The following is a 20,668-nucleotide window of genomic DNA, read 5'->3' as shown; positions in this document are numbered from 1 at the left end:
GACGGGCCGGCCCGGGACGTTCAGCCCCGGACGGGCCGCCCGGGACGGGCAGCTCCCGTGGGAGCGCTCAGTACACCAGCGCCTGGACGTCGTCCGGCATGATCTCGCTGACGAACACCTGGGCACCGGCGATCCCGGCGCCCTCGATCAGGTCCTTCTGCTCGATGTCCCGCCGGGCCGCGCACTGGGTGCAGACCGTGATCGCCCCGCCGCCCGCGCGGATCCCGTCGATCAGCTCCGGCAGCGGCGCCGAGTGCGGCAGCTCGAAATCCGCCGCCCGCCCCGGCAGCGCGAACCACACGGACTCCCCGGTCAGCCACAGGGACACCTCGACGCCGCTGGCCACCGCCACCGCCGCCACCGTGAACGCCTGCGAGCACCGCTCGGGCGCATCCGCACCCGCCGTCACCTTGATCACGAGCTTCTTCGCCATGAGGCAAGAGTAGGCGCGGCGGACCTCACAGCGCCGCTGTCACCGCCGCCGACTAGACTCGCAGGCGGTCCGTTACACCCTCACTCCGTTCAAGGAGCGCGCTCGTGCTTGAGGCATTCTTCACCACCCTGCTGGTTCTGGTCGGCATCGGCGTCATCGCGTTCGCCGGTCTGACCTGGAAGAAGCTTTACCAGGGCCAGCGCTGAGCCCGTCTCCCACCACCCGTCGCAGGAGCGCCGCCCGCGCCCCTGTCGATCCCCCTCTCTATAGATCGCCTGAGCTCTCATGATCGAGATCCCGTCCGACCTGAACCCGGCCCTGGTGCCGCTCGCCTTCCTCCTCGGCAACTGGGAGGGCGCCGGCGTCGCCGAATTCCCGGGCACCGAGAAGTGCAACTTCGGGCAGGAGGTCACCTTCAGCCACGACGGCCGTGACTTCCTCGAGTACACCTCCCACAGCTGGGTGCTCGACGCCGAAGGCAAGAAGGTCCGCCCGCTGGAGTCCGAGAGCGGCTTCTGGCGCATCGACGCGGACCGCAAGGTCGAGATCGTGATGTGCCGCGACCAGGGCGTGGTGGAGGTCTGGTACGGCGAGCTGGCCGACCAGAAGCCGCAGATCGACCTGGCCACCGACGCCATCGCGCGCACCGCCGCCTCCGGCCCGTACAGCGGCGGCAAGCGGCTCTACGGCTATGTCAACAGCGACCTGATGTGGGTCGGCGAGAAGTCCACCCCGGACGTGCCGCTGCGCCCGTACATGTCCGCGCATCTGAAGAAGGTCGCCGACCTCAAGGAGTGGGCGGAGAGCCTGCCCGACGACATGCCGGACGGCGTCTCCTTCTTCCGGCCGGACGGCACGCCCTACAACCCCTGAGCCACCCCGGGGAGAGTCCCGCTCTCCCCGCCAGCGCCCCGCGGGGGAAGCCGGTCGAAGTCCGGCGCTGACCCGCAACGGTAGGCGGAAGGTCTCCTTCCGCAAGCCCGATTGCCCGCGGTGCGCGCAGCTTCCCGTACAACTCGCCGTGGACTGCGAGGGGACGCCGCCCGGCCCTCGCGGCCCCGGGCCGCCCCTTGGTACGTAGGGACGCGGCCCGACCCCGAGGCGGCCGACCGACCGTGGCGACCACCAGCGCGCATCCGACGACGGACGGGACCGGCGCGCCACCGGCCGCCCGGCGGCTACCCGTCATACCCCTGCTCGCCGTGCTCACGGCCGTCCTGCTCGGCTCCCTGCTGTGCGGCGTAGGGCTCGGCGCCGCCGGTCTGAGCTGGGCCGAGGTGCTGCGGTATCTGGGCGCCGGGCTGACCGGCGGCACGATCTCCTCCGACGAGGCCGCCGCCTACACCATCGTGTGGGAGCTGCGCTTCCCGCGCGCCGTTCTGGCTGCCGTCGTCGGCGCCGGGCTCGCCGCCCTCGGTGTGGCCGTCCAGGCCCTGGTCCGCAACGCGCTCGCCGACCCCTTCGTGCTCGGTATCTCCTCCGGGGCCGCCGTCGGCGCCAACGCCGTCCTGCTCTTCGGGGCGCTCGGCGCACTCGGCGTCTGGGCGCTGTCGGCGGCGGCCTTCGTCTCCGCGCTGGTCGCCATGGCCCTGGTGTACGCCGCCGCACGCACCGCCCACGGGCTCACCCCGCTGCGTCTGGTGCTGACCGGCACCGCGATGTACTACGGCTTCTCCGCCCTCACCACCCTCATGGTGTTCACCGCCGACCGCGGCGAGGCGGCCCGCTCGGCGATGATGTGGCTGCTCGGGAGCCTGAGCGGGGCCGGCTGGGGCTCGGTGCCGATCGCCGCGGCCGCGGTGGCCGGCGCGCTCGCCCATCTGCTGCTCTCCGCGGGCCGGCTCAATGCGCTGGCCATGGGCGACGAGACCGCCACCGCCCTCGGGGTGCAGGTGAACCGGCTGCGCCGCGAGCTGTTCGTCGTCGCGGCCGCCGGCACCGGAGCGGTGGTCGCGGTCAGCGGCGCGATCGGCTTCGTCGGGCTGATGGTGCCGCATGTGGCCCGGATGCTGGTCGGCGCCGACCACCGCCGGGTACTGGCCGTCGCGCCGCTGCTCGGCGCGGTGCTGCTGGTGTGGGTGGATCTGCTCTCCCGGGTGCTGCTGGCGCCTGTCGAACTGCCGGTCGGCGTGCTCACCGCCGTCATCGGCGTGCCCTGCTTCGTCGTGCTGATGCGGCGGCGCGGCTACACCTTCGGAGGCGGCGCCTGATGCGGATCGACGTCACGGACCTGTCCGTGGAGGTGGCCGGGAACCGCCTGGTCCACGACATCACCCTGCGGGCCGGCAGCGGCCGGGTGGTCGGCCTGGTCGGCCCCAACGGCAGCGGAAAATCGACCCTGTTGCGCTGTGTCTACCGCGCGCTGCGCCCGGCCGCCGGGACCGTACGGCTGGACGACGCGGATCTGCACGCCATGGACGCGCGCACGGGCGCCCGGCTGCTGGCCGCGCTGCCCCAGGAGGCGAGCACGGAGTTCGACTTCACCGTGACCGAGGTCGTCGCGATGGGGCGGCTGCCGCACCAGCGCGGCTCGGGCCGGGCGAGCGCGGCGGACCGCGAGCGCTGCACACGGGCGCTGGCCCGGGTCGGCGCCGGCCATCTGGCCGGACGCGGCTTCCTCAGCCTGTCCGGCGGCGAGAAACAGCGGGTGCTCATCGCCCGCGCGCTGGCCCAGGACCCGCGGGTGCTGGTCCTCGACGAGCCGACCAACCACCTGGACATCGCCCAGCAGTTGGCGGTGCTGGCGCTGGTGCGGGACAGCGGGCTGACGGTGCTGACCGCGCTGCACGACCTCAATCTGGCCGCCCTGCACTGCGACGAGCTGTATGTCATCGACCGCGGCCGGATCGTCGCCGCGGGCCCGCCCTACGACGTGCTCACCCCGGAGCTGCTCGCCGAGGTCTTCGGCGTCCGCGCCCACCGCGTACGGCATCCCGAATCGGGCGCCGTCCAGCTGCTGTTCGACCGCCTCCCCGCCCCCGCCGCCGACTCCTGAGGACCACCATGCGCCGCCCCACCGCCCCGCTCACCGCCCTCGCCCTCGCGCTCGCCCTGACCGGCTGCGGCGCGAAGATCTCCGACGACGACAGCGGCGCCGCGCACGACCGGCGCCCCGCCAAGGCCTCCGGCCACTACCCCGTCACCGTGGAGAACTGCGGCGTGCGCACCACCTACGACAAGCCGCCCGCCCGTGTGGTCACCAACGACGTCGGCATCACCGAGATCATGTTCGCGCTCGGCCTGGAGCACCGGATGGCCGGCTATGTCATGCCCGACGACAAGGGCGACCTCGACGGCGTCCCCTGGAAGGCCGCGTACGACAAGGTCCCCTGGCTCGGCAAGAAGACGCTCACCAAGGAGATCGCCCTCGACGCCCGCGCCGACCTGGTCTTCGCTGGCTGGAACTACGGCTTCGGCGAGGACAACGGCCTCACCCCCGCCGCCCTGAAGAAGCTCGGCATCGGCAGCCATGTGCTGACCGAGTCCTGCCGCAACGGCAGGGACGGCGCCCGCGGGGTGATGCCGCCCCTGGAGGCGCTCTACACCGACCTGACGACGCTCGGGAAGATCTTCAACGTCGAGGACCGCGCCGCCGCCCTGGTGAAGAAGTACAAGAAGCAGGTGGCCGACGCCGCCGCCAAGGCCCCCGCACCCGCCGACCGGCCCTCCGTCTTCCTCTACGACGACGGCCGCGACAAGCCCTTCACCTCGGGCAAGTACGCCGGACCGCACGACATCATCACCAAGGCCGGCGGCGACCACGTCATGAAGGACCTCAAGGACTCCTGGACGACCGTCGGCTGGGAGACCGTCGTCGCCCGCGACCCCGACGTCATCGTCATCAACAACTACGGCGACACCTCCGCCGCCCAGAAGAAGGCGTTCCTGATGTCGTACGGGCCGCTCGCCGGCGTCTCGGCCGTCAAGCACCACCGGATCTACGTCATGGACTACGCCGACCTCGTCGAGAGCCCCCGCAACCCCGCCGCCGTCAGTGACCTGGCCCGCTATCTGCGCGGTGTACGGGCGGCCGGCTGACCGGGCGACGTACGGACACCCGCGGCCCGCCCTTCTACACTGGCCGTGTGGTGACCACCGACTGGCAGAGCGACCTCCGCAGGCGCGGATACCGCCTGACCCCGCAGCGTCAGCTCGTGCTGGAGGCTGTGGACAGACTGGAGCATGCCACCCCGGACGACATTCTCACCGAGGTGCGCAAGACGGCGGGCGGGGTGAACATCTCCACGGTCTACCGCACCCTGGAGCTCCTCGAAGAGCTGGGCCTGGTCAGCCACGCCCACCTCGGACACGGCGCCCCGACCTACCACCTCGCCGACCGCCACCACCACATGCACCTGGTCTGCCGGGACTGCACGGAGGTCATCGAGGCGGATCTGTCGGTGGCCGAGCCCTTCACGGCGATGCTGCGCGAACAGTTCGGCTTCGAGACGGACATGAAGCACTTCGCGATCTTCGGGTGCTGTGCGGCCTGCCGCGCCAAGGCCGCCGAGGGCGACGGCTGAGGCAGTCGCCCCCGAGTCGTAGGCTGGCCCCATGCCGCGACCTTCACCCGCCAGCCCCCTGCTGTCGCTGCCCGGCGCCGTCCCGGCCGAGGCCCCCGACGAAGGCGTCGCCGCGCACTACGGCGACCTCTTCCGGGAACAGCGCGCCCTCGCCGACGGCTCCGGCTTCGTCGACCTCTCCCACCGTGGCGTGGTCACCGTCACCGGCCCCGAACGGCTGAGCTGGCTGCATCTGCTGCTCACCCAGCACGTCAGCGACCTCCCGCCCGGCCATGCCACCGAGGCGCTGGTCCTGTCCGCGCACGGCCACATCGAGCATGCGGTCTCCCTCGTCGACGACGGCGAGACGACCTGGATGCACACCGAACCCGGCAACCAGGAGGCGCTGATCGCCTACCTGGAGAGCATGAAGTTCTTCTACCGGGTCGAGGTCGCCGACCGCACCGACGAGATCGCCCTCGTCCATCTACCGGCCGGCTCCATCGCCGAGGTGCCCGGAAACGCCGTCGTACGCGAGACCGCACACGGCCGCGATCTGTTCCTGCCGCGCGCCGACCTGGAGTCCTTCGCCGCGGACCACGGCCCGGCGGCCGGCGTCCTGGCGCTGGAGGCCCTGCGCGTCGAGGCCCACCGCCCCCGTCTGGGCCTGGAGACCGACCACCGCACCATCCCGCACGAGCTGGGCTGGATCGGCAGCGCCGTCCACCTCGAGAAGGGCTGCTACCGCGGCCAGGAGACCGTCGCCCGGGTCCACAACCTGGGCAAACCGCCGCGCCGGCTGGTCTTTCTGCACCTGGACGGCAGCGAGGTCCATCTGCCCCCGCACGGCACCCCCGTCCGCCTCGCCTCGGAGGGCGAGGAGGGCAGGCAGCTCGGCTTCATCACCACCTCGGCCCGCCACCACGAGCTCGGCCCGATCGCGCTCGCCCTGGTCAAGCGGAACGTGCCGGTCGACGCGCCCCTGATGGCGGGCACCACGGCCGCGGCCCAGGAGGTCGTCGTCGAGCCGTAACGGCCGGTCCCGGTGGGGCCGACCCGGCGCGGGCCACCGGGGCGGGCTTGCGGCCACCCCGGCGCAAACCACCGGGGTGGGCTACACCTCCACCATCACCGTGAACGGCCCGTCGTTCGTCAGCGACACCTTCATGGACGCACCGAAGCGGCCGGTCTCCACATGGGCGCCCAGCGCCCGCAGCTGCGCGACGACCTCGTCGACCAGCGGCTCGGCGACCGGCCCCGGTGCGGCGGCGTTCCAGGTGGGGCGGCGGCCCTTGCGGGCGTCACCGTAGAGAGTGAACTGGCTGATCACCAGCAGCGGTGCCGAGGTGTCCGAGCAGGACTTCTCGCCCTGCAGAATCCGCACCGACCACAGCTTGCGGGCGAGCTGCGCCGCCTTCTCCTTCGTGTCCTCGTGCGTGACCCCCACCAGCACGCACAGCCCCTCACCGACGATCTCCCCGACCGTCTCGCCCGCCACCTCGACGCGGGCACCGTCAACCCTTTGCACCACAGCTCGCATACCCGCCATCATGCCGGGCGGCCCACCGCCTTCGGACAGCCGTGCCCCCACGGGGGCCGTTCGGGTGCCATGGCCCTGCAGAAGGACCGCCCAGAGTGGCACGATGCGTGCACGTGGTGCGTTTCATGGACAACATGCCCAGGACGCGGCACCGGACGAGGGGACGGAACGATTCATGAGCACTCTCGGCGCCGGACAGACACCCGGTCCCGTACCAACCGCCCGTACGACACCGACCGGACGGACGACATCGACCACCCCCACGACGGACCCCGCCCATCCGGCGCCCGCCACCCCACCACCCCCCACCGCCCTGACGACGACCACAGCGACGGCTCGCGTCGAGCCCCCCGGCACCGAGGACGGCCCCATGCTCCAGGCAGGCCAGGCGCAGCACCCCCGCCCCCCGCAGCAGCGCGACCGCTGCCTGCCGGCCACCACGCCCGATCTGTCCGGCCTGGGGCTGCCCGAGCTACGGGTCGTACGGCGTGACTCCCAGCAGGAAGAGGCCGATCTCAGCTATCTGCGGCGGCTGTTGCAGGGCCGGATCGATATCCTGCGGGCCGAGATCGCCCGCCGGACCGCCCAGCACTCACCGCTGCTGGACCGGCTCCCGGAGATCCTGACGGACCTGCCGTCGCGGCACCGCTCCTCCGCCCGGCATGTGACGCTCGGTACGCCGCACAGCGAGGAGTACCGCAGGCTCGCCGAGGACATGCTCGGCGAGGTGGAGCTGTCCGACCTCACCGCGCGTACGGACCAGGAGCTGCACGACGCGATGGGCCGGCTGATCCGCTACGAACAGCAGGTGTCCCGGCGCCGTCAGTCCCTGCAGCGCACCACCGACGATTGCAGCGCCGAAATTGCCCGCAGGTACCGTGAAGGCGAAGCGCAAGTAGACGACCTGCTGTCCTGACCGGGCCACAAGCCTCAGGGGGGCGCAGGCCACTCCCGGAAGGCCGACGATGACCTCGCCCACCCCCATATCCGAGCCGACCTCGGAATCCACCACGTCCCCGGATTCCCCGGCGGCCGCGCTTTCCCCCGCTTCCTCCGCTTCCTCCGCTTCACCCGCTTCCTCCGCCGTCTCCCCCGTCCTCGCCGAGGTCGTCCGCTCCGGCTTCGTCGAGGGCCGGCACCGCGGTTCCCTCGTGGTGCTCGCCGCCGACGGCAGCGTGGAGTGGGCGCTGGGCGATGTCACCGCCCCCGTCTTCCCCCGCTCCACGAACAAGCCGATGCAGGCCGCGGCGGTGCTGCGGGCGGGTCTGGACCTCTCCGGCGAGCGGCTGGCGCTGGCCGCCGCGAGCCACTCCGGCGAGCCGTTCCACCTCGACCTCGTACGGACCATGCTGGCCGAGCACGGTCTGACCGCCGACCACCTCCAGACGCCCGCCGACCTGCCGCTGGACCCCGAGGAGGCGGAGGCCTACCTCGCCTCCGGCCAGGTCCGCGACCGCCTCACCATGAACTGCTCGGGCAAGCACACCGCGATGCTGGCCGCCGCCGCGCTCAACGGCTGGCCGCTCGCCACGTACCTCGACGAGGCCCATCCGCTGCAGCAGCTGGTGGCCGAGGGGGTTCGCACCGCAAGCGGCGAGGACGTCGCCCATGTCGGCACGGACGGCTGCGGGGCGCCTCTGCTGTCGCTGTCGCTGACCGGGCTGGCCCGCGCCTTCCGGCACTTCGTCATGGCCGATCCCGGCACCCCTGAGCGACGGGTCGCGGATGCGATGCGCGCCCACCCGGAGTACGTCGCCGGAACCCGCCGCCCCGACACGTGGCTGATGCAGGCCCTCCCCGGCACCCTCTCCAAGATGGGCGCCGAGGCCGTCCAGGCCCTGGCCCTCCCCGACGGCCGCGCCCTGGCCTTCAAGATCGACGACGGCGCCACGCGCACCCTCGGCCCCGTCCTCGCCCGCACCCTCCGCCTCATGGGCCTCGACGTCCCCGTCCTCACCCGCCTTGAGGACGCTCCTCTCCTTGGCGGCGGCACGCGGGTGGGGGGAATCCGCGCGGCGTTCTGAGCCGTGGGGGCTTTGCGGTTGCGTTGTTCGTCTGCGGGGGTGTTGTGGCTGGTCGCGCCGTTCCCCGCGCCCCTTCGTGGCGCGGCCGATCCGTCGCCTGACTTCTGCGGGTTGGTGGGGGCTGGGGGTTTGCGGGGTGCGTGGTTGCCGCGGGGGTCGGAGGGGACGCACCGGTACCCGTCCTCGGCGCGGGCGACGCGGCTACGTGGGATTGATTGCCCCGGCGTTCGCTCCAGTCCTGCGGGCGGGCACCGGTACATCCCCTCCAACCGTCCAGCGTCGCCGACTGTCGGCCGGTGACACCGTCCGTTACGGCCCTCACCTCGGCCGCGTCCCATCTGCGGGTGGCTCGACCAGGTCCCTGCCAAGGGGTGCCGCGCATGGTCGTGACGGTGATTGGTACGGCGGGTCAGCCGCGTACGTACGGCGGTCGGAGGGGATGTCCGGTGAGCCGCCCGCAGGACCCGGAGCGAACAACGGGGTGAAGAACCTCCGGGACCCGCGTCGCCCGCGCCGAGGACGGGTTACCGGGCGTCCCCTCCGACCCCACCACCCACAACCCGTAGGCGAACCGGCGCCAGCCCACGGCAAACCCGCACCAAACCCAGCCCACACGGCAACCCCGCGCCCGCTGCCGCAGCGGCCATGGCCTGCATAAAGTGGCGATGACACAGTGCACGCACGTATCACCCACCACCAGCAGGAGGCCGGCGACCATGAGCGACGCGAATTCCGAGCCGCAGGGGCCCGAGGCGATCGAGCACGCGCACGACCCCGAGGTGCTGCAGCTCGCGGCCAAGGTGTTCGACCTGGCACGGCACGGCGACACCGACACCGTCGCCGCATACGTGGACGCGGGCGTACCCGCCAACCTGACGAACGACAAGGGCGACTCGCTCGTGATGCTGGCGGCGTACCACGGCCACCCCGCCACCGTGGAGGCCCTGTTGCAGCGCGGCGCCGACGCCGACCGCCCCAACGACCGCGGCCAGACCCCGCTCGCCGGCGCGGTCTTCAAGGCCGAGGACGAGGTCGTCAAGGTCCTGATCGCACACGGCGCGGACCCGGCGGCAGGCACCCCGTCGGCGATCGACACGGCCCGAATGTTCGAGAAGGCGGAGCTGCTGAAGCTGTTCGGGGCGGAGTGACCCGGCAGGCGGCCCGGTAGGCGGGGCCCGGCAGACGGCCCAGGTGGCGGCGCACGGGCGCGCCACTCTGCCCGCTTGACCTCAAGCTCGGTTGAGGTCCTAGCGTCCAGTCCCGACGGCACCCCGCCGCTCACCGGCTCACGCCGCACGCCACGAAGGGCCCCGCATGTCCGAGCACCCGTACCGCCTCGCAGTGATCATCGGCAGCACCCGGGAGGGCCGGTTCGCGCCCGTCATCGCGAACTGGTTCACCCGGCACACCGAGAGCCACCCGCACATCGACGTGGACGTCATCGACCTGGACGCCGTCCGCCCGTACGAACTCCGTTACGGCAGTGAGGAGTACGAGGCCTTCGCCAAGCGCGTCGACGAGGCGGACGCCTTCGTCGTGATCACCCCGGAGTACAACCACTCCTTCCCGGCCCCGCTCAAGCACGCCATCGACCTGCTGCACCCCCAGTGGCAGGCCAAGCCGGTCGGCTTCGTGTCGTACGGCGGGATCTCCGGCGGCCTCCGCGCCGTCGAGCAACTGCGCCTGGTGTTCGCCGAGTTGCACGCCACCACGGTGCGCGAAACGGTGAGTTTCCCGCTCGCCGGCAACCTCTTCGACGACACCGGCCACCTGCACGACCCGGCCCCGGCCGCCCAGGCCGCCGACACCCTGCTCCATCAGCTCACCTGGTGGGCGGTAACCCTTCGCGAGGCCCGCGCGACCCGCCCGTACGCCGGCTAGGACCCGCGCGCCCGTTACTTCTCGTCCTCCGGCCCGATCGCACGGTCGACGAGCGCCGAGATCAGCCCCTCGGTCTCCTCGTCCGGCACCACCCCGGGCAGCGTGAGCTGCTCCAGCATCAGCCCCGTCATGGCGAGGTAGATCAACACCACGGCGGTACGGTCACCCGGCAGCCCGTTCTCCAGGTGGAAGCGGATGTCGTCGTCGAGGGTCGCCCGGATGGCCCGGGTCAGCTCCGCCCGCAGCTCGGGCCGCCGGGTCGCCTCCAGGCGCAGCTCCAGCATCGCCAGGTAGCCGGTGCGGTTCTCGGCCACCCGACGATTGATCCACCCCATCAGCTCGACGACCAGTGCCCGGCTCGGCGGCGCGGCCATCACCGCGGTGACCTCGTCCGGGTCCGGCGCGATGCGCTGATGGATCTGCGCGGTGACCTGGGCCAGCAGATCGTCCCTGCTGGCGAAGTAGTTGGAGGCGGTGCCGTGGGGCACGCCCGCGGCCGTATCGACGGCCCGGAACGTCAGCCCGCGCGCACCGTCCCGCGCCAGCACCTCGATCGCGGCATCCACCAGCGCAGCCCGCCGCTCAGGGTTACGCACCATGTCGTCCACCTCGCTCCATATCGCCCGTCCCCTCCGGGCCCGGCCCCTCCCGGACTCCCGGAAAACTCTTCTCCGAAAACCACTAGCAACCACTACAGTCAAAGTACTACAACTGGAGTTGTTGCGCTGCGGACCGGCCGCCGCCAACGGAGAGGATCACCATGCGCTTCGCCAAAATCGGCACCGCCCTGCTCACCGACGACGTCGCCGCCAGCACCCGCTTCTACGCCGACCACTTCGGCTTCCGCCCGCTGGCGGAGCTGGACTGGTACGCCAGCCTCCAGCACCCCCAACACCCCGAATACACCCTGGATTTCGTCCAGCGCGGCCATGAGGCCATGCCCGCCGGCTTCCGCACCCAGGAGACCGGCGGCGTACTCCTCGGCTTCCTCGTGACGGACGCCGCGGCCGAGGAGGCCGCCCTGCGCGCCAAGGGCGTCTCCATCGCCGAACCCCTGCGGGACGAGCCGTGGGGCCAGCGCCGCTTCAACGTATGGGGCCCCGAGGGCACCCTGATCGAGGTACTGCAGAACATCGACCCCGACCCGGAGTGGATGGCCGCCCAGGGCCTGTGAGCGCCCCTCGCGCCGAACTCCCTTGCCCGCCGGGCCGGTACGCGTCCGATACTTGGCCCGGCAAGGACCACACCAGGGGGAACGTCATGAGCGCACGCAAGGGCCCGTACGAATGCGGACTGGACGCCGCGGTGGACGTCATCGGCGGCAAATGGAAGGTGCTGCTGCTGTGGGCGCTGGCCGAGCGCCCACAGCGGTTCGGTGAACTACGGCGGGAGTTGCCGAGGATCAGCGAAAAGGTGCTGACCCAGCAGCTGCGCGAACTGGAGGCCGACGGCATCGTGCACCGCGAGAACTTTCCCCAGGTGCCACCGAAGGTCGAATACTCACTCACCGACTTCGGCCTCTCACTGAACGAGGCACTGGCCCCCCTCGGCGCCTGGGGCCGCGCCCATATGGCCCACCTGGAGGCCACCTACCCCCAGCGCCATCCGGCAGAGGCCTGAGCCCCGGCATCCGCTGCCGCCGGGGCCTCCACGGCACTCAGAAACGTCCGGCCCCGGCCCCCGGCCCCGGGCCGCATCCGTGACACTCAGACACTCCCGCGCCCTCCCCAACTCCGGTACTCGCACGGCGCTCAGGCGCTTCCCACACCCCCGGGACTCCCCGCGCCCCCCGCACTCCCGGTGCTCTCCGTGCCCGCGGCGCCTGCTGCACCTTCGGCGGCTCCGACGGCTCCGACAGCTCCGGGAGATTCCGCCTCGCGTTGCGCACGGGCGGCCGCCAGCGCCCGCTCAAACCCGTGCTGAGTGGCGTCGCACCACTGCAGGAGATCCGTGAGCAACTCCCGCAGATTCCCACTCGGGCTCCGCCGCCAGCCCTCTTCGGACAGCCCGTACAGCCGCAGCGCCTCCTCCGCCCGCGCCACCCTCTCCCCGCTCCCCACCGCCGCCATACCGCCCCACCTCACCAGTCGCCCGAAGTCGTCCATCGTCGTTGCCCGTTGCCCATTGCCCGCGGCTCGTAGCTCGTAGCTCGTAGCTCGTAGCTCGTAGCTCGTAGCTCGTAGCATCCGATGCAAGCGCATCGGGACGGTCCCGGGCAACCGAATTCACCTTCCGCCAGGACCCCCACCGCGCCGCCCCCAGGAGCCCGCCGCGCCCGCCGGGCTCGCCGGGCCCGCCCCGCTCAGCTCTCGGGAGGTCGTTCCTGCAACGCCCAGCCATTGCCGTCCGGGTCGCTGAAGTAGACGAACGAGTTCCATGCCCCGTCAGGACCGTCGACCATCGCGCCGTTCTCGACATGCTGCACGGGGCCGGCCGGCACCCCCCGTTCGACCAGTTGCGCACGGGCCGCGGCGATGTCGGGGACCACCAATTGCAGCCCCTGCAGCGAGCCTGGCTGCACCTCCGTGACGCCGCTGCCTGCGCCGATGACGATCGAGCAGCCCGATCCCGGTGGCGTCAGCTGCACGATGCGCGCCTCGTCGCCGAGGCTCATGTCGTGATCGACGACAAAGCCCATCTGCTCGCTGTAGAAGCGCTTCGCCCGTTCCACATCGGTGACCGGAACCGGCACCAGTTCGAGCTTCCAGTCCATGGCTCGCCGTCCTTCCGTACGGGCGACGGCCCAAGAACTGCGGCCGTCGGAACCGGCCCTCTCGCGCTGCAAGCAGTCTAAGGAGCGGGGCGCGCCTACGCGCATCCATTGACGGAGTGAGTACTCACTCCGTACCGTCGGGTCATGACACCACCACCGTCCCGTCGACGCGCGCCCGGTATGAGCGTCGAGGAGCGTCGCGCCATGATCGTGGCCGCCGCGCTGCCGCTCGTGGCGGAGTACGGCGCGGCCGTCACCACCAGCCAGATCGCCCGCGCCGCCGGCATCGGGGAGGCCACGATCTTCCGGGCCTTCAAGGACAAGGACGAGGTACTGGACGCCTGTGTCGCCGAGGCGGTCGGCACCGACCATGTGCTGCGCGAACTCGCCTCGATCTCCCTGGACGAGCCGCTCGCCGACCGGCTGGCCGAGGCCGCCGAGGCGCTGCGTGCCCATATGGAACGCATGGGCACCGTCGTCGAGGCCCTCCACGCCTCGGGGCGCCGTCGGGGCCGCGGGCCCGGCACCGGCACCGGCACCCGGGACGGTGAGGATCCGCCGCCGGACGGCCGGGCGCAGTCCGTCACCGCCCTGCGCAACGCCGTCATCGAGCTGATCGAACCCGACCGGACCGCCTTCCGCCTGAGCCCCGAGAAGGTCGCCGCCGCCTTTCTGGGCCTGCTCTTCACCCGGCTGCAGACACCGGCGCCGGACGCCGGTGCGCCGCTCACCCCCGAGGAACTCATCGCCGTACTGCTGCACGGAACCCTCAACACCCCCGGGAGCGCCTGATGGCCGTGACCCTCAACCACACCATCGTCCCGGCCGCCGATCACCGCGCGGCCGCCCACTTCTTCGCCTCGGTCATGGGCCTGCCGGAACTCCCGCCGGCCGGCCGACGGGGACACTTCCTCCCGGTCCGGGTGAACGAGACGCTCACCCTCGACTTCATGACCGCGCCGGACGCCGAAGGCCATCACCTCGCCTTCGACGTCGACCCCGAGACGTTCGACGGAATCCTCGCCCGCCTCCGGGCCGCCGGCATCCCCTACGGCAGCGACCCCACCGAACCGGACAACGGCCGGACCGACCATCCCCTGTGCGCCCGTGGCCTGTTCTTCCGCGACGACTCCCACAACCTCTACGAGGTCATGTCGCCGCAGTGACCGAACCGTCGGGCCGCCAGTCCTCCCCCGTCCCCCTTTCTCCCCCTCAGCCCCCAGGCCCGTCAGCCGTCAGCCGTCAGCCGTCAGCCGTCAGCCGTCAGCCGTCAGCCGTCAGCCGTCAGCCGTCAGCCGTCGACGAACGTCATGCTGACCTCGTCGTAGCGCGTTCCGGCTATTCGGCCTGCCGGGGCGGCGGCGTCGATGGCGGTGAGTTCCTCGGCGGTCAGCTCGATGGTGAGGGCGCCGAGGTTCTCCTCCAGGTACTTCTGGCGGCGGGTGCCGGGGATCGGCACGACATCGGCCCCGCGGTGCTGGACCCAGGCCAGGGCGAGCTGTCCGGCGCTGACGCCCTTCTCGGCGGCGAGTGCGTCGAGTTTCTCCACGATGGCCAGGTTCTGCTCCAGGTTGCCGTCGGCGAAGCGCGGCTGGCTGCGGCGCACATCGGACTCCGGCAGCCCCTTCACCGAGGTGTAGCGCCCGGTCAGGAATCCGCGCCCTAGCGGCGAGAACGGCACCAGACCGATGCCGAGTTCACGGCACAGCGGCGCGATCTCGTCCTCCAGATCGCGGGTCCACAGCGACCACTCGCTCTGCAGCGCGGCGATCGGATGCACCGCATGCGCCCGGCGGAGGGTCGCCGCACTCGCTTCGGACAGCCCGAGGTGACGCACCTTGCCGGCCGCGACGAGTTCGGCCATCGCACCGACGGTCTCCTCGATCGGCACATCGGGGTCGACGCGGTGCTGGTAGTAGAGGTCGATGTGGTCGACCCCGAGCCGGCGCAGCGAGGCGTCGCAGGCCTCGCGTACGTAGGCGGCGTCGCCGCGGATCATGGTCGGCTCACCGAGCCGGTTGGCGAATCCGAACTTCGTCGCCAGCACCACCTCGTCCCGCCGGCCGGCGATCGCCCGGCCGATCAGCTCCTCGTTGTGTCCCGCTCCGTAGAAGTCGGAGGTGTCCAGGAGGCTGACGCCGAGGTCGAGCGCGTGGTGGATGGTCGCGACGGACTGTGCGTCGTCCGACTCCCCATAGCCGTGGCTCATGCCCATGCAGCCGAGCCCCTGCGCGGAGACCACCAGCTCACCGAGGTGACGCGTCGGGATGTTCGTCGTGGTCATGCTGCTGCTTCCTCCTGGACGTACGGCGGACGGTCGGGGATCTCGGCACCCATCCCAGAGACCTGATCACTGAGGCCTGATCGCTGAGGCCTGATCACTGGACCCTGCCCCCTGAGACCAGGGCTCCGAGACCAGAGCCCTGAGACCGGGGCCCATGTGTCGGGCCTGTTCCGGAATCCCGTCCCGGACGGTATGAGTTGGAGTGCGCTCAAAGTCAACTGGACTGCGCCCAGGCGCCGGTTGCGCCCGCCCAGAGCCGAGCTTGCCTGCCTGCTTTCCTGCCCAGCGCCCTCACCGCCCGTCAGCGGTCCTGCCCACCCCTCCCCCGTGGCCTCCGTCAGCCTCCGTCGGCTCCGTCGCCCGCTATTGCCCGGAGCGCCTGGCAGTGCGCGGCGAAGGCGGCGCGGCCGCCGGACGTCAGGGCGAGCCAGGTCCGCGGGCGCTTGCCGACGTACCCCTTGGTGACGGCGACATAGCCGGCCTTCTCCAGAGTGGCGACCTGCCGCGACAGGACCGAGTCGCTCACCTCGACGGTGTCGCGGACGAAGGCGAACTCGGCCTTCTCGGCGGCCGCCAGGGTCGCCACGATGGAGAAGCGGACCGGGGCGTGGATCACCTCGTCGAGTTCGTGACGTGGATGTGCCCCGTGACGCGTTTCGGTCACCGTCGCGCCTCCAAATAGCCGCCTATCAGGCCGGGAAGGGCCACCACCACTGCGCCGGGTACCCACCACGACGCGGCACCCTGATGCCAGAGGGTGCCGGGGATCAGTACCGCGAGAAAGAGCAGCGCCCACACCGTGATCAAGCCGGCGTGCCGCCGCCCGAACCCGCGCCGGGCAACACGCTGCCGGGCCGCGTAGACCGACAGTGCCACGATGGTGGCCACCCAGATGCCGGTGCCGATCGCCACCCCATACGGCGGGGCCAAGAGCCCGACGGACAGCACCATGACCGCGGCCGCGCAGCCGTAGATCACTTGATACCGGACATACCACTTCGTGCCGTTCCGCACTGTCGAGCCCAGCTCCTTGGCCCGGGCCAGTGCGGCCGCCGCGTCCCGTGAGGCGTACTCAGCCATGCGATTCCCCCTGTGTGTTGCTCTTCCGCTGCCGCTGTTTCCTTTTGGCGCTGTTTCCTTTTGGCGCTCTGATTTCCGTCTGGGGCCTCGGAGTCGGCACTCCGAACCCCCGGCTCGCGTGCTCGACCGTCGCACGTCGCACGTCGCACGTCGCACTCCGGAAGTTCCGAACCGCCCCCGACTTCCTGCATCCAGCGTGACAAGTACTTTCCAATCTGACAAGTACTTTCCGGCCAAGGAGAGTTACGCCGTGAGACCGCGGTCCGGTGAGCCCGGGAAGCGGAGGGCGGCAGTCGCGGCGCAGCGGCCGCGCCATGTCCGTCTGTGCGTCGAGGCCCAGGTCAGGTACTGTGGCGCTCCCAGCAGTGAACGGACCGAGGAGGTGAGACCGATTCCCCGCCAGACCAGGCAGGTGCTCCCGGTTCACGTCCGTGCGGTCCACCCGATGCAGGTGACCGTCCGGCACAGGTGACCCGGGAAGCGCACTCGGCGCCCCGAAAGGCTCACATGTCGTCATCTCCGATGCCGTCCACCTCGTCACCGCTCCCCTCGCCCCTCGCGGCCTCCCGCTCCACCCCGCACTCCCGCTCCACCGTCATCGCCGAACTGCGCGCCGCCGGCTGTGTCTTCGCCGAGGACGAGGCGGAGCTGCTCCTTTCCACCGCGCGCACGCCGGACGAACTCGCCGCCATGGTGGAGCGGCGCGTCATCGGCCTGCCCCTGGAACAGGTCGTGGGCTGGGCGGAGTTCTACGGGCTGCGGGTCACCGTCGATCCCGGCGTCTTCGTCCCGCGCCGCCGCACCGAGTTCCTCGTGGGCCAGGCCGTCGGCCTCGGCCTCCGGGCTGCCGAACGCACCGGGCGGCCCCCGGTCGTCGTCGATCTGTGCTGCGGTTCCGGCGCGGTGGGCGCCGTACTGGCCGATGCCCTGGGCCGGGTCGAGCTGTACGCGGCGGACATCGAGCCCGCCGCGGTGCGCTGCGCCCGCCGCAACGTCGTTCCCGCCGGGGGTGAGGTCTACGAGGGCGACCTCTTCGACGCGCTGCCCACCGGGCTCCGCGGCCGTATCGATGTCCTGGTGGCCAACGTTCCCTACGTACCGACCGAAGAGGTCGGGCTGCTGCCGCCCGAGGCCCGTGAGTACGAGCCGCTGGTGGCGCTCGACGGCGGGGCGGACGGGCTCGACGTCCTGCGACGGGTGACCGCGGCCGCGCCCCAGTGGCTGGCGCCAGGAGGCCATCTGCTGGTCGAGACGAGCGAACGGCAGGCCCGGCAGGCGGTCGAGGCCTTCACCCGCAACGGATTGCTCCCCACGGTGACCGACTCCGAGGAGCTCTACGCCACGGTCATCATCGGGACCCGGCCCGCGGAGGGGAACGCGATAGCGGGCCGTCGCAACAAGCAGGAGGCAGCGGGAACCTCGTGACGAGCGGGAGGGCGGCGGGCGGGGGGGGCGGGGGCGCGGAAGTGTCGCACGCCCGTCGCGGCCCGCCGCCCGCCGCCTGCGGCCCACCCGGAAAAATGCGCTGGGATCCGGCCCGGCGGCGCTCTACCGTGACGGCATGCCGTCGATGAGCTATGCCCGCTACTGTGCCGAAATCGTCGCTCAGACCGACCTGCTGAGGTCCCGCATCGAGGGCGCCGATCTGGCGACGCCCGTACCCACCTGCCCCGACTGGAACCTCGGCCAGCTGCTGTGGCATCTGGGCGGGGCACATCGCTGGGCGGAGACGATCGTACGGACCCGGGCGGCGGAGCCCGTCTCCGACGAGCTGGTCAACGATGTCTCCGGCGCCACGGGGAAGGACCTCGCCGCGGTCGACGCCTGGCTCGCCGAGGGCGCCGGACAACTGGCGGACACACTGCGGGCGGCGGGCCCCGAAGCCCAGGTGTGGACCGTGGCTCCCGGTGGGACCCCGGAGTTCTGGGCCCGCCGTATGGTGCACGAGACGGTCGTCCACCGCGCCGACGCGGACTTCGCGATCGCCGCGGCCTCCCCCGCTCCACACACCACCACCCCCGGCCCGGCTCCCGCCCCCGGCGTTCCGGCCTTCACCGTCGCCCAAGAGGTCGCCATCGACGCCCTCGACGAGTGGATGGGCTTCGCCTCCCTGCCGCTGGTCTTCGAGGCCAAGCCGGAGCTGCGCGATCTGATGTCCGAGGGCCGCACCCTCCACTTCCACGCCACCGACACCACCCCGGAGACGGCCGCGGACTGGCTGATCGGCCTCGACGGCGACACCCTCACCTGGAGCCGCACCCACGCCCCGGCCACCGTCGCCGTACGCGCCCCCTTGGCCGAACTCCTGCTGCTCGTCTACGGCCGCCGCGCCACCCATGAGGCCAGGACGACCAGCAGCGGCAACAACAGCGCCAGCGGTAGCGGCAACGACGGCAGCAACAGCATCGAGATCGTCGGAGACCTGCCGCTGCTCGACGCCTGGCTCGACGGCGTCAGCTTCTGGCTCAAGGAGTGAGGACGGTGGCCACCACGGCGCCGGAGCAGGCGACATCGTCGACCCACGCATCGTCAACCCACGTGAGGACAACACCCCGTGCAGCGCCATGAGTACACCGGTCCCGTGGCGCTGCGCGCCATGCAGAGTCTGGCCGGGCGCCTCTTTCCGGACACCGGCTACCGGCACATCGGAGACCTCGCCTGGGCCTGGTGTCTCGCCCTCGACCGGGACAGCGAGAACCCGACGGCCGTCTGGACGGACGGGGACGGGGACGCGCCCGCTGCCGGGTCCCCCACCGCCCACCGGCCCCTGGCCTGGGCATGGCTGGAGCTGCCGGGCAGCCTGCAGTTCCAGGTCGACCCGGCGCACCCGGAGCTGGCCGACGAGGTGCTCGCCTGGGCGGCCGGGCGTACCGCGGGCGGCGCGCTGAGCGCGGAGGTCGCGGAGACCGAGCCGCATCTGCGGGCCGCGCTGGAGCGGCACGGCCTCACCCGTACGGACGGCGGGCCGTTCATGGTCGGTCTCGGCCGGTCGCTCGCGGATCTGCCGGACGCGCCACCGCTGCCGGACGGCTACCGGATCCGCGCGCAGCAGACCCGTGCGGAGGTGGCCGGCCGGGCGGCGGCCCACCGCGCCGCGTTCGGCTCGACGCGGGTGACCACCGAGCGCCATGCGCGGATGCGGCAAATCTGGCCGTACCGGGCCGAGTTCGACCTCGTCGTGGCGTCTCCTGCCGGTGACGTCGCCGCCTACTGCCAGGGCTGGTACGACGCGGCCCTCGGCACCGGCGTGTTCGAGCCGGTCGGCACCCACCCCGAGCACCGCCGGCGCGGTCTGGCGCGTGCCGTCTGCCTCGCGGTGCTGCGGGCGTTCGCCGCGGCCGGCGGCCGGCGCGCCGTCGTCCAATGCCGGGGCGACGCCGAGTACCCCGTTCCCAAACGGCTCTACGATTCCCTGGGCTTCACCCCGTACACGCGGACACACACCTACGCCTGACCTGCATATCTACGTCTGACCTGCACACCTACGTCTGACCGGGGGCTGCAGGCCTACCTCCGACCCTCTACCGCAGCCCCGGGACCACGGGCCTACGTCCGCCCCCGGGACCACGGACGTGCGCGCTGAGGGCGTGACGATACCCGCCCCGGGCAGCCGAAAGGCAGGGAGTACGGCGCCCGCCCGACGGCTGAAACTCGACCTCCCCATCGGCCTCCCCTTCAGCCTCCCCACCCCCCTCCCCACCCGACCAGAGCACTATTGCTAGCGCTTGCTTGCAATAGTTAGCACGGCGAGGCACCATCGGGGTATGGCATCACTCAACGTCGGCAATCTCGGCGAGTTCCTGCGGGAGCAGCGGCGCACCGCGCAGCTGAGTCTGCGGCAGCTCGCAGATGCCGCCGGGGTGTCCAACCCGTACCTCAGCCAGATCGAGCGCGGTCTGCGCAAGCCGAGCGCGGAGATTCTGCAGCAGCTCGCCAAGGCGCTGCGGATATCCGCGGAGACCCTGTACGTCCAGGCCGGGATCCTGGACGAGCGGCACGGTCTGGACGGGGTCGAGGTGCAGACCGCGATACTCACCGACCCGGCGCTGAACGAGCGGCAGAAGCAGGTCCTGCTGCAGATCTACGAGTCCTTCCGCAAGGAGAACGGGCTCGGGAACGGCGGCAAGGACGCCGCTGCGAGCGGACATGAGGACGGGCGCGGCACGGACTCCCTCGAGACAGAGGCCGACGGCGGCCCGCACGCCACCTGA

The 20,668-nt window shown here is 71.7% G+C and carries 25 protein-coding genes; 18 read left to right on the top strand and 7 right to left on the bottom strand.

Translation table 11 applies throughout. The annotated features are described in order from the left end of the window. Positions 1–67 precede the first annotated feature (67 nt). The gene (locus tag NUT86_RS24150; protein ID WP_018089706.1) at positions 68–433 is read right to left on the bottom strand and encodes a DsrE family protein; all 366 of its coding nucleotides are present in this window, start codon (positions 431–433) and stop codon (positions 68–70) included. Positions 434–718: 285 nt separating this feature from the next. Here NUT86_RS24150 and NUT86_RS24145 point away from each other — a divergent pair, with 285 nt between their 5' ends. The 6 genes from NUT86_RS24145 (at position 719) to ygfZ (ending at position 5,968) form a co-directional block, all read left to right on the top strand. Further along, on the top strand, positions 719–1,306 hold the full coding sequence (locus tag NUT86_RS24145; RefSeq protein ID WP_018089708.1) for an FABP family protein: 588 nt from the start codon (positions 719–721) through the stop codon (positions 1,304–1,306). A gap of 242 nt (positions 1,307–1,548) precedes the next feature. Then, entirely contained in the window at positions 1,549–2,643 is a 1,095-nt protein-coding gene (locus tag NUT86_RS24140; protein ID WP_167540526.1) for a FecCD family ABC transporter permease, read from the top strand. Then, positions 2,643–3,428 carry an ABC transporter ATP-binding protein gene (locus tag NUT86_RS24135; RefSeq protein WP_159486836.1) on the top strand — a complete coding sequence of 262 codons (786 nt, stop codon included), beginning with the start codon at positions 2,643–2,645 and terminating at the stop codon, positions 3,426–3,428. Before NUT86_RS24140 ends, NUT86_RS24135 begins: the two co-directional genes overlap by 1 nt. Before the next feature lie 8 nt (positions 3,429–3,436). Next, the gene (locus NUT86_RS24130) at positions 3,437–4,471 is read left to right on the top strand and encodes an ABC transporter substrate-binding protein (protein ID WP_274737505.1); all 1,035 of its coding nucleotides are present in this window, start codon (positions 3,437–3,439) and stop codon (positions 4,469–4,471) included. A 47-nt stretch (positions 4,472–4,518) separates the two neighbouring features. Beyond that, complete coding sequence (locus NUT86_RS24125; protein ID WP_159486840.1) at positions 4,519–4,956, top strand: Fur family transcriptional regulator; 438 nt, start codon at positions 4,519–4,521, stop codon at positions 4,954–4,956. Between the two features lie 31 nt (positions 4,957–4,987). Continuing rightward, positions 4,988–5,968: a CAF17-like 4Fe-4S cluster assembly/insertion protein YgfZ gene (gene ygfZ, locus NUT86_RS24120; protein WP_159486841.1), complete on the top strand. Its 981-nt coding sequence runs from the start codon at positions 4,988–4,990 to the stop codon at positions 5,966–5,968. An 81-nt stretch (positions 5,969–6,049) separates the two neighbouring features. Here the strand turns inward: ygfZ and dtd are convergent, their stop codons facing one another. Next, positions 6,050–6,475 carry a D-aminoacyl-tRNA deacylase gene (gene dtd, locus NUT86_RS24115; RefSeq protein ID WP_026169644.1) on the bottom strand — a complete coding sequence of 142 codons (426 nt, stop codon included), beginning with the start codon at positions 6,473–6,475 and terminating at the stop codon, positions 6,050–6,052. A 370-nt stretch (positions 6,476–6,845) separates the two neighbouring features. Between dtd and NUT86_RS24110 the strand changes: the two genes are divergently transcribed. The 4 genes from NUT86_RS24110 (at position 6,846) to NUT86_RS24095 (ending at position 10,380) form a co-directional block, all read left to right on the top strand. Beyond that, positions 6,846–7,391, top strand: coding sequence for an RsiG family protein (locus NUT86_RS24110; protein WP_018089715.1), 546 nt, complete (start codon positions 6,846–6,848; stop codon positions 7,389–7,391). A gap of 49 nt (positions 7,392–7,440) precedes the next feature. Further along, complete coding sequence (locus NUT86_RS24105) at positions 7,441–8,499, top strand: asparaginase (protein ID WP_159486843.1); 1,059 nt, start codon at positions 7,441–7,443, stop codon at positions 8,497–8,499. Positions 8,500–9,215: 716 nt separating this feature from the next. Continuing rightward, positions 9,216–9,647, top strand: a complete 432-nt coding sequence (locus tag NUT86_RS24100) for an ankyrin repeat domain-containing protein (protein ID WP_018093424.1) — start codon at positions 9,216–9,218, stop codon at positions 9,645–9,647. Positions 9,648–9,813: 166 nt separating this feature from the next. Then, positions 9,814–10,380, top strand: a complete 567-nt coding sequence (locus NUT86_RS24095) for an NADPH-dependent FMN reductase (protein WP_093644504.1) — start codon at positions 9,814–9,816, stop codon at positions 10,378–10,380. A gap of 14 nt (positions 10,381–10,394) precedes the next feature. Here the strand turns inward: NUT86_RS24095 and NUT86_RS24090 are convergent, their stop codons facing one another. Further along, positions 10,395–10,979: a TetR/AcrR family transcriptional regulator gene (locus NUT86_RS24090; protein ID WP_093644558.1), complete on the bottom strand. Its 585-nt coding sequence runs from the start codon at positions 10,977–10,979 to the stop codon at positions 10,395–10,397. Positions 10,980–11,140: 161 nt separating this feature from the next. Here NUT86_RS24090 and NUT86_RS24085 point away from each other — a divergent pair, with 161 nt between their 5' ends. Next, positions 11,141–11,554 (top strand): VOC family protein, encoded by a 414-nt coding sequence (locus tag NUT86_RS24085; RefSeq protein ID WP_018093421.1) that lies wholly within the window; start codon positions 11,141–11,143, stop codon positions 11,552–11,554. Between the two features lie 86 nt (positions 11,555–11,640). Beyond that, positions 11,641–12,000, top strand: coding sequence for a winged helix-turn-helix transcriptional regulator (locus NUT86_RS24080; RefSeq protein WP_266450369.1), 360 nt, complete (start codon positions 11,641–11,643; stop codon positions 11,998–12,000). 682 nt (positions 12,001–12,682) lie between these two features. On the opposite strand, the gene NUT86_RS24075 is transcribed toward NUT86_RS24080, so the two are convergent. Continuing rightward, positions 12,683–13,093, bottom strand: coding sequence for a VOC family protein (locus tag NUT86_RS24075; RefSeq protein ID WP_148593426.1), 411 nt, complete (start codon positions 13,091–13,093; stop codon positions 12,683–12,685). A 204-nt stretch (positions 13,094–13,297) separates the two neighbouring features. Here NUT86_RS24075 and NUT86_RS24070 point away from each other — a divergent pair, with 204 nt between their 5' ends. Both NUT86_RS24070 and NUT86_RS24065 read left to right on the top strand, forming a co-directional pair. Further along, entirely contained in the window at positions 13,298–13,885 is a 588-nt protein-coding gene (locus tag NUT86_RS24070) for a TetR/AcrR family transcriptional regulator (RefSeq protein ID WP_274740603.1), read from the top strand. Beyond that, entirely contained in the window at positions 13,885–14,259 is a 375-nt protein-coding gene (locus NUT86_RS24065) for a VOC family protein (protein ID WP_266450365.1), read from the top strand. Before NUT86_RS24070 ends, NUT86_RS24065 begins: the two co-directional genes overlap by 1 nt. Positions 14,260–14,384: 125 nt before the next feature. Here the strand turns inward: NUT86_RS24065 and NUT86_RS24060 are convergent, their stop codons facing one another. The 3 genes from NUT86_RS24060 to NUT86_RS24050 form a co-directional block, all read right to left on the bottom strand. Continuing rightward, positions 14,385–15,377, bottom strand: a complete 993-nt coding sequence (locus NUT86_RS24060) for an aldo/keto reductase (RefSeq protein ID WP_159486851.1) — start codon at positions 15,375–15,377, stop codon at positions 14,385–14,387. Between the two features lie 337 nt (positions 15,378–15,714). Then, positions 15,715–16,041, bottom strand: a complete 327-nt coding sequence (locus tag NUT86_RS24055) for a winged helix-turn-helix domain-containing protein (RefSeq protein ID WP_018093415.1) — start codon at positions 16,039–16,041, stop codon at positions 15,715–15,717. Next, entirely contained in the window at positions 16,038–16,457 is a 420-nt protein-coding gene (locus NUT86_RS24050; protein WP_093644520.1) for a hypothetical protein, read from the bottom strand. Before NUT86_RS24050 ends, NUT86_RS24055 begins: the two co-directional genes overlap by 4 nt. Before the next feature lie 522 nt (positions 16,458–16,979). Here NUT86_RS24050 and NUT86_RS24045 point away from each other — a divergent pair. From NUT86_RS24045 to NUT86_RS24030, 4 genes are all read left to right on the top strand, one after another. Continuing rightward, positions 16,980–17,882 (top strand): putative protein N(5)-glutamine methyltransferase, encoded by a 903-nt coding sequence (locus tag NUT86_RS24045; protein WP_274737504.1) that lies wholly within the window; start codon positions 16,980–16,982, stop codon positions 17,880–17,882. A 136-nt stretch (positions 17,883–18,018) separates the two neighbouring features. Beyond that, on the top strand, positions 18,019–18,933 hold the full coding sequence (locus NUT86_RS24040) for a maleylpyruvate isomerase N-terminal domain-containing protein (protein WP_342456255.1): 915 nt from the start codon (positions 18,019–18,021) through the stop codon (positions 18,931–18,933). Between the two features lie 78 nt (positions 18,934–19,011). Then, positions 19,012–19,911 (top strand): GNAT family N-acetyltransferase, encoded by a 900-nt coding sequence (locus tag NUT86_RS24035; RefSeq protein ID WP_274737503.1) that lies wholly within the window; start codon positions 19,012–19,014, stop codon positions 19,909–19,911. A gap of 310 nt (positions 19,912–20,221) precedes the next feature. Next, positions 20,222–20,668 (top strand): helix-turn-helix domain-containing protein, encoded by a 447-nt coding sequence (locus NUT86_RS24030; RefSeq protein WP_018093409.1) that lies wholly within the window; start codon positions 20,222–20,224, stop codon positions 20,666–20,668.

The sequence above is a fragment of the Streptomyces sp. G7(2002) genome, assembly GCF_028870195.1.
Lineage (GTDB): Bacteria > Actinomycetota > Actinomycetes > Streptomycetales > Streptomycetaceae > Streptomyces > Streptomyces nigrescens.
The sequence above is the reverse complement of the archived record's forward strand: the minus strand, read 5'-3'. Positions and strand labels throughout refer to the sequence as shown.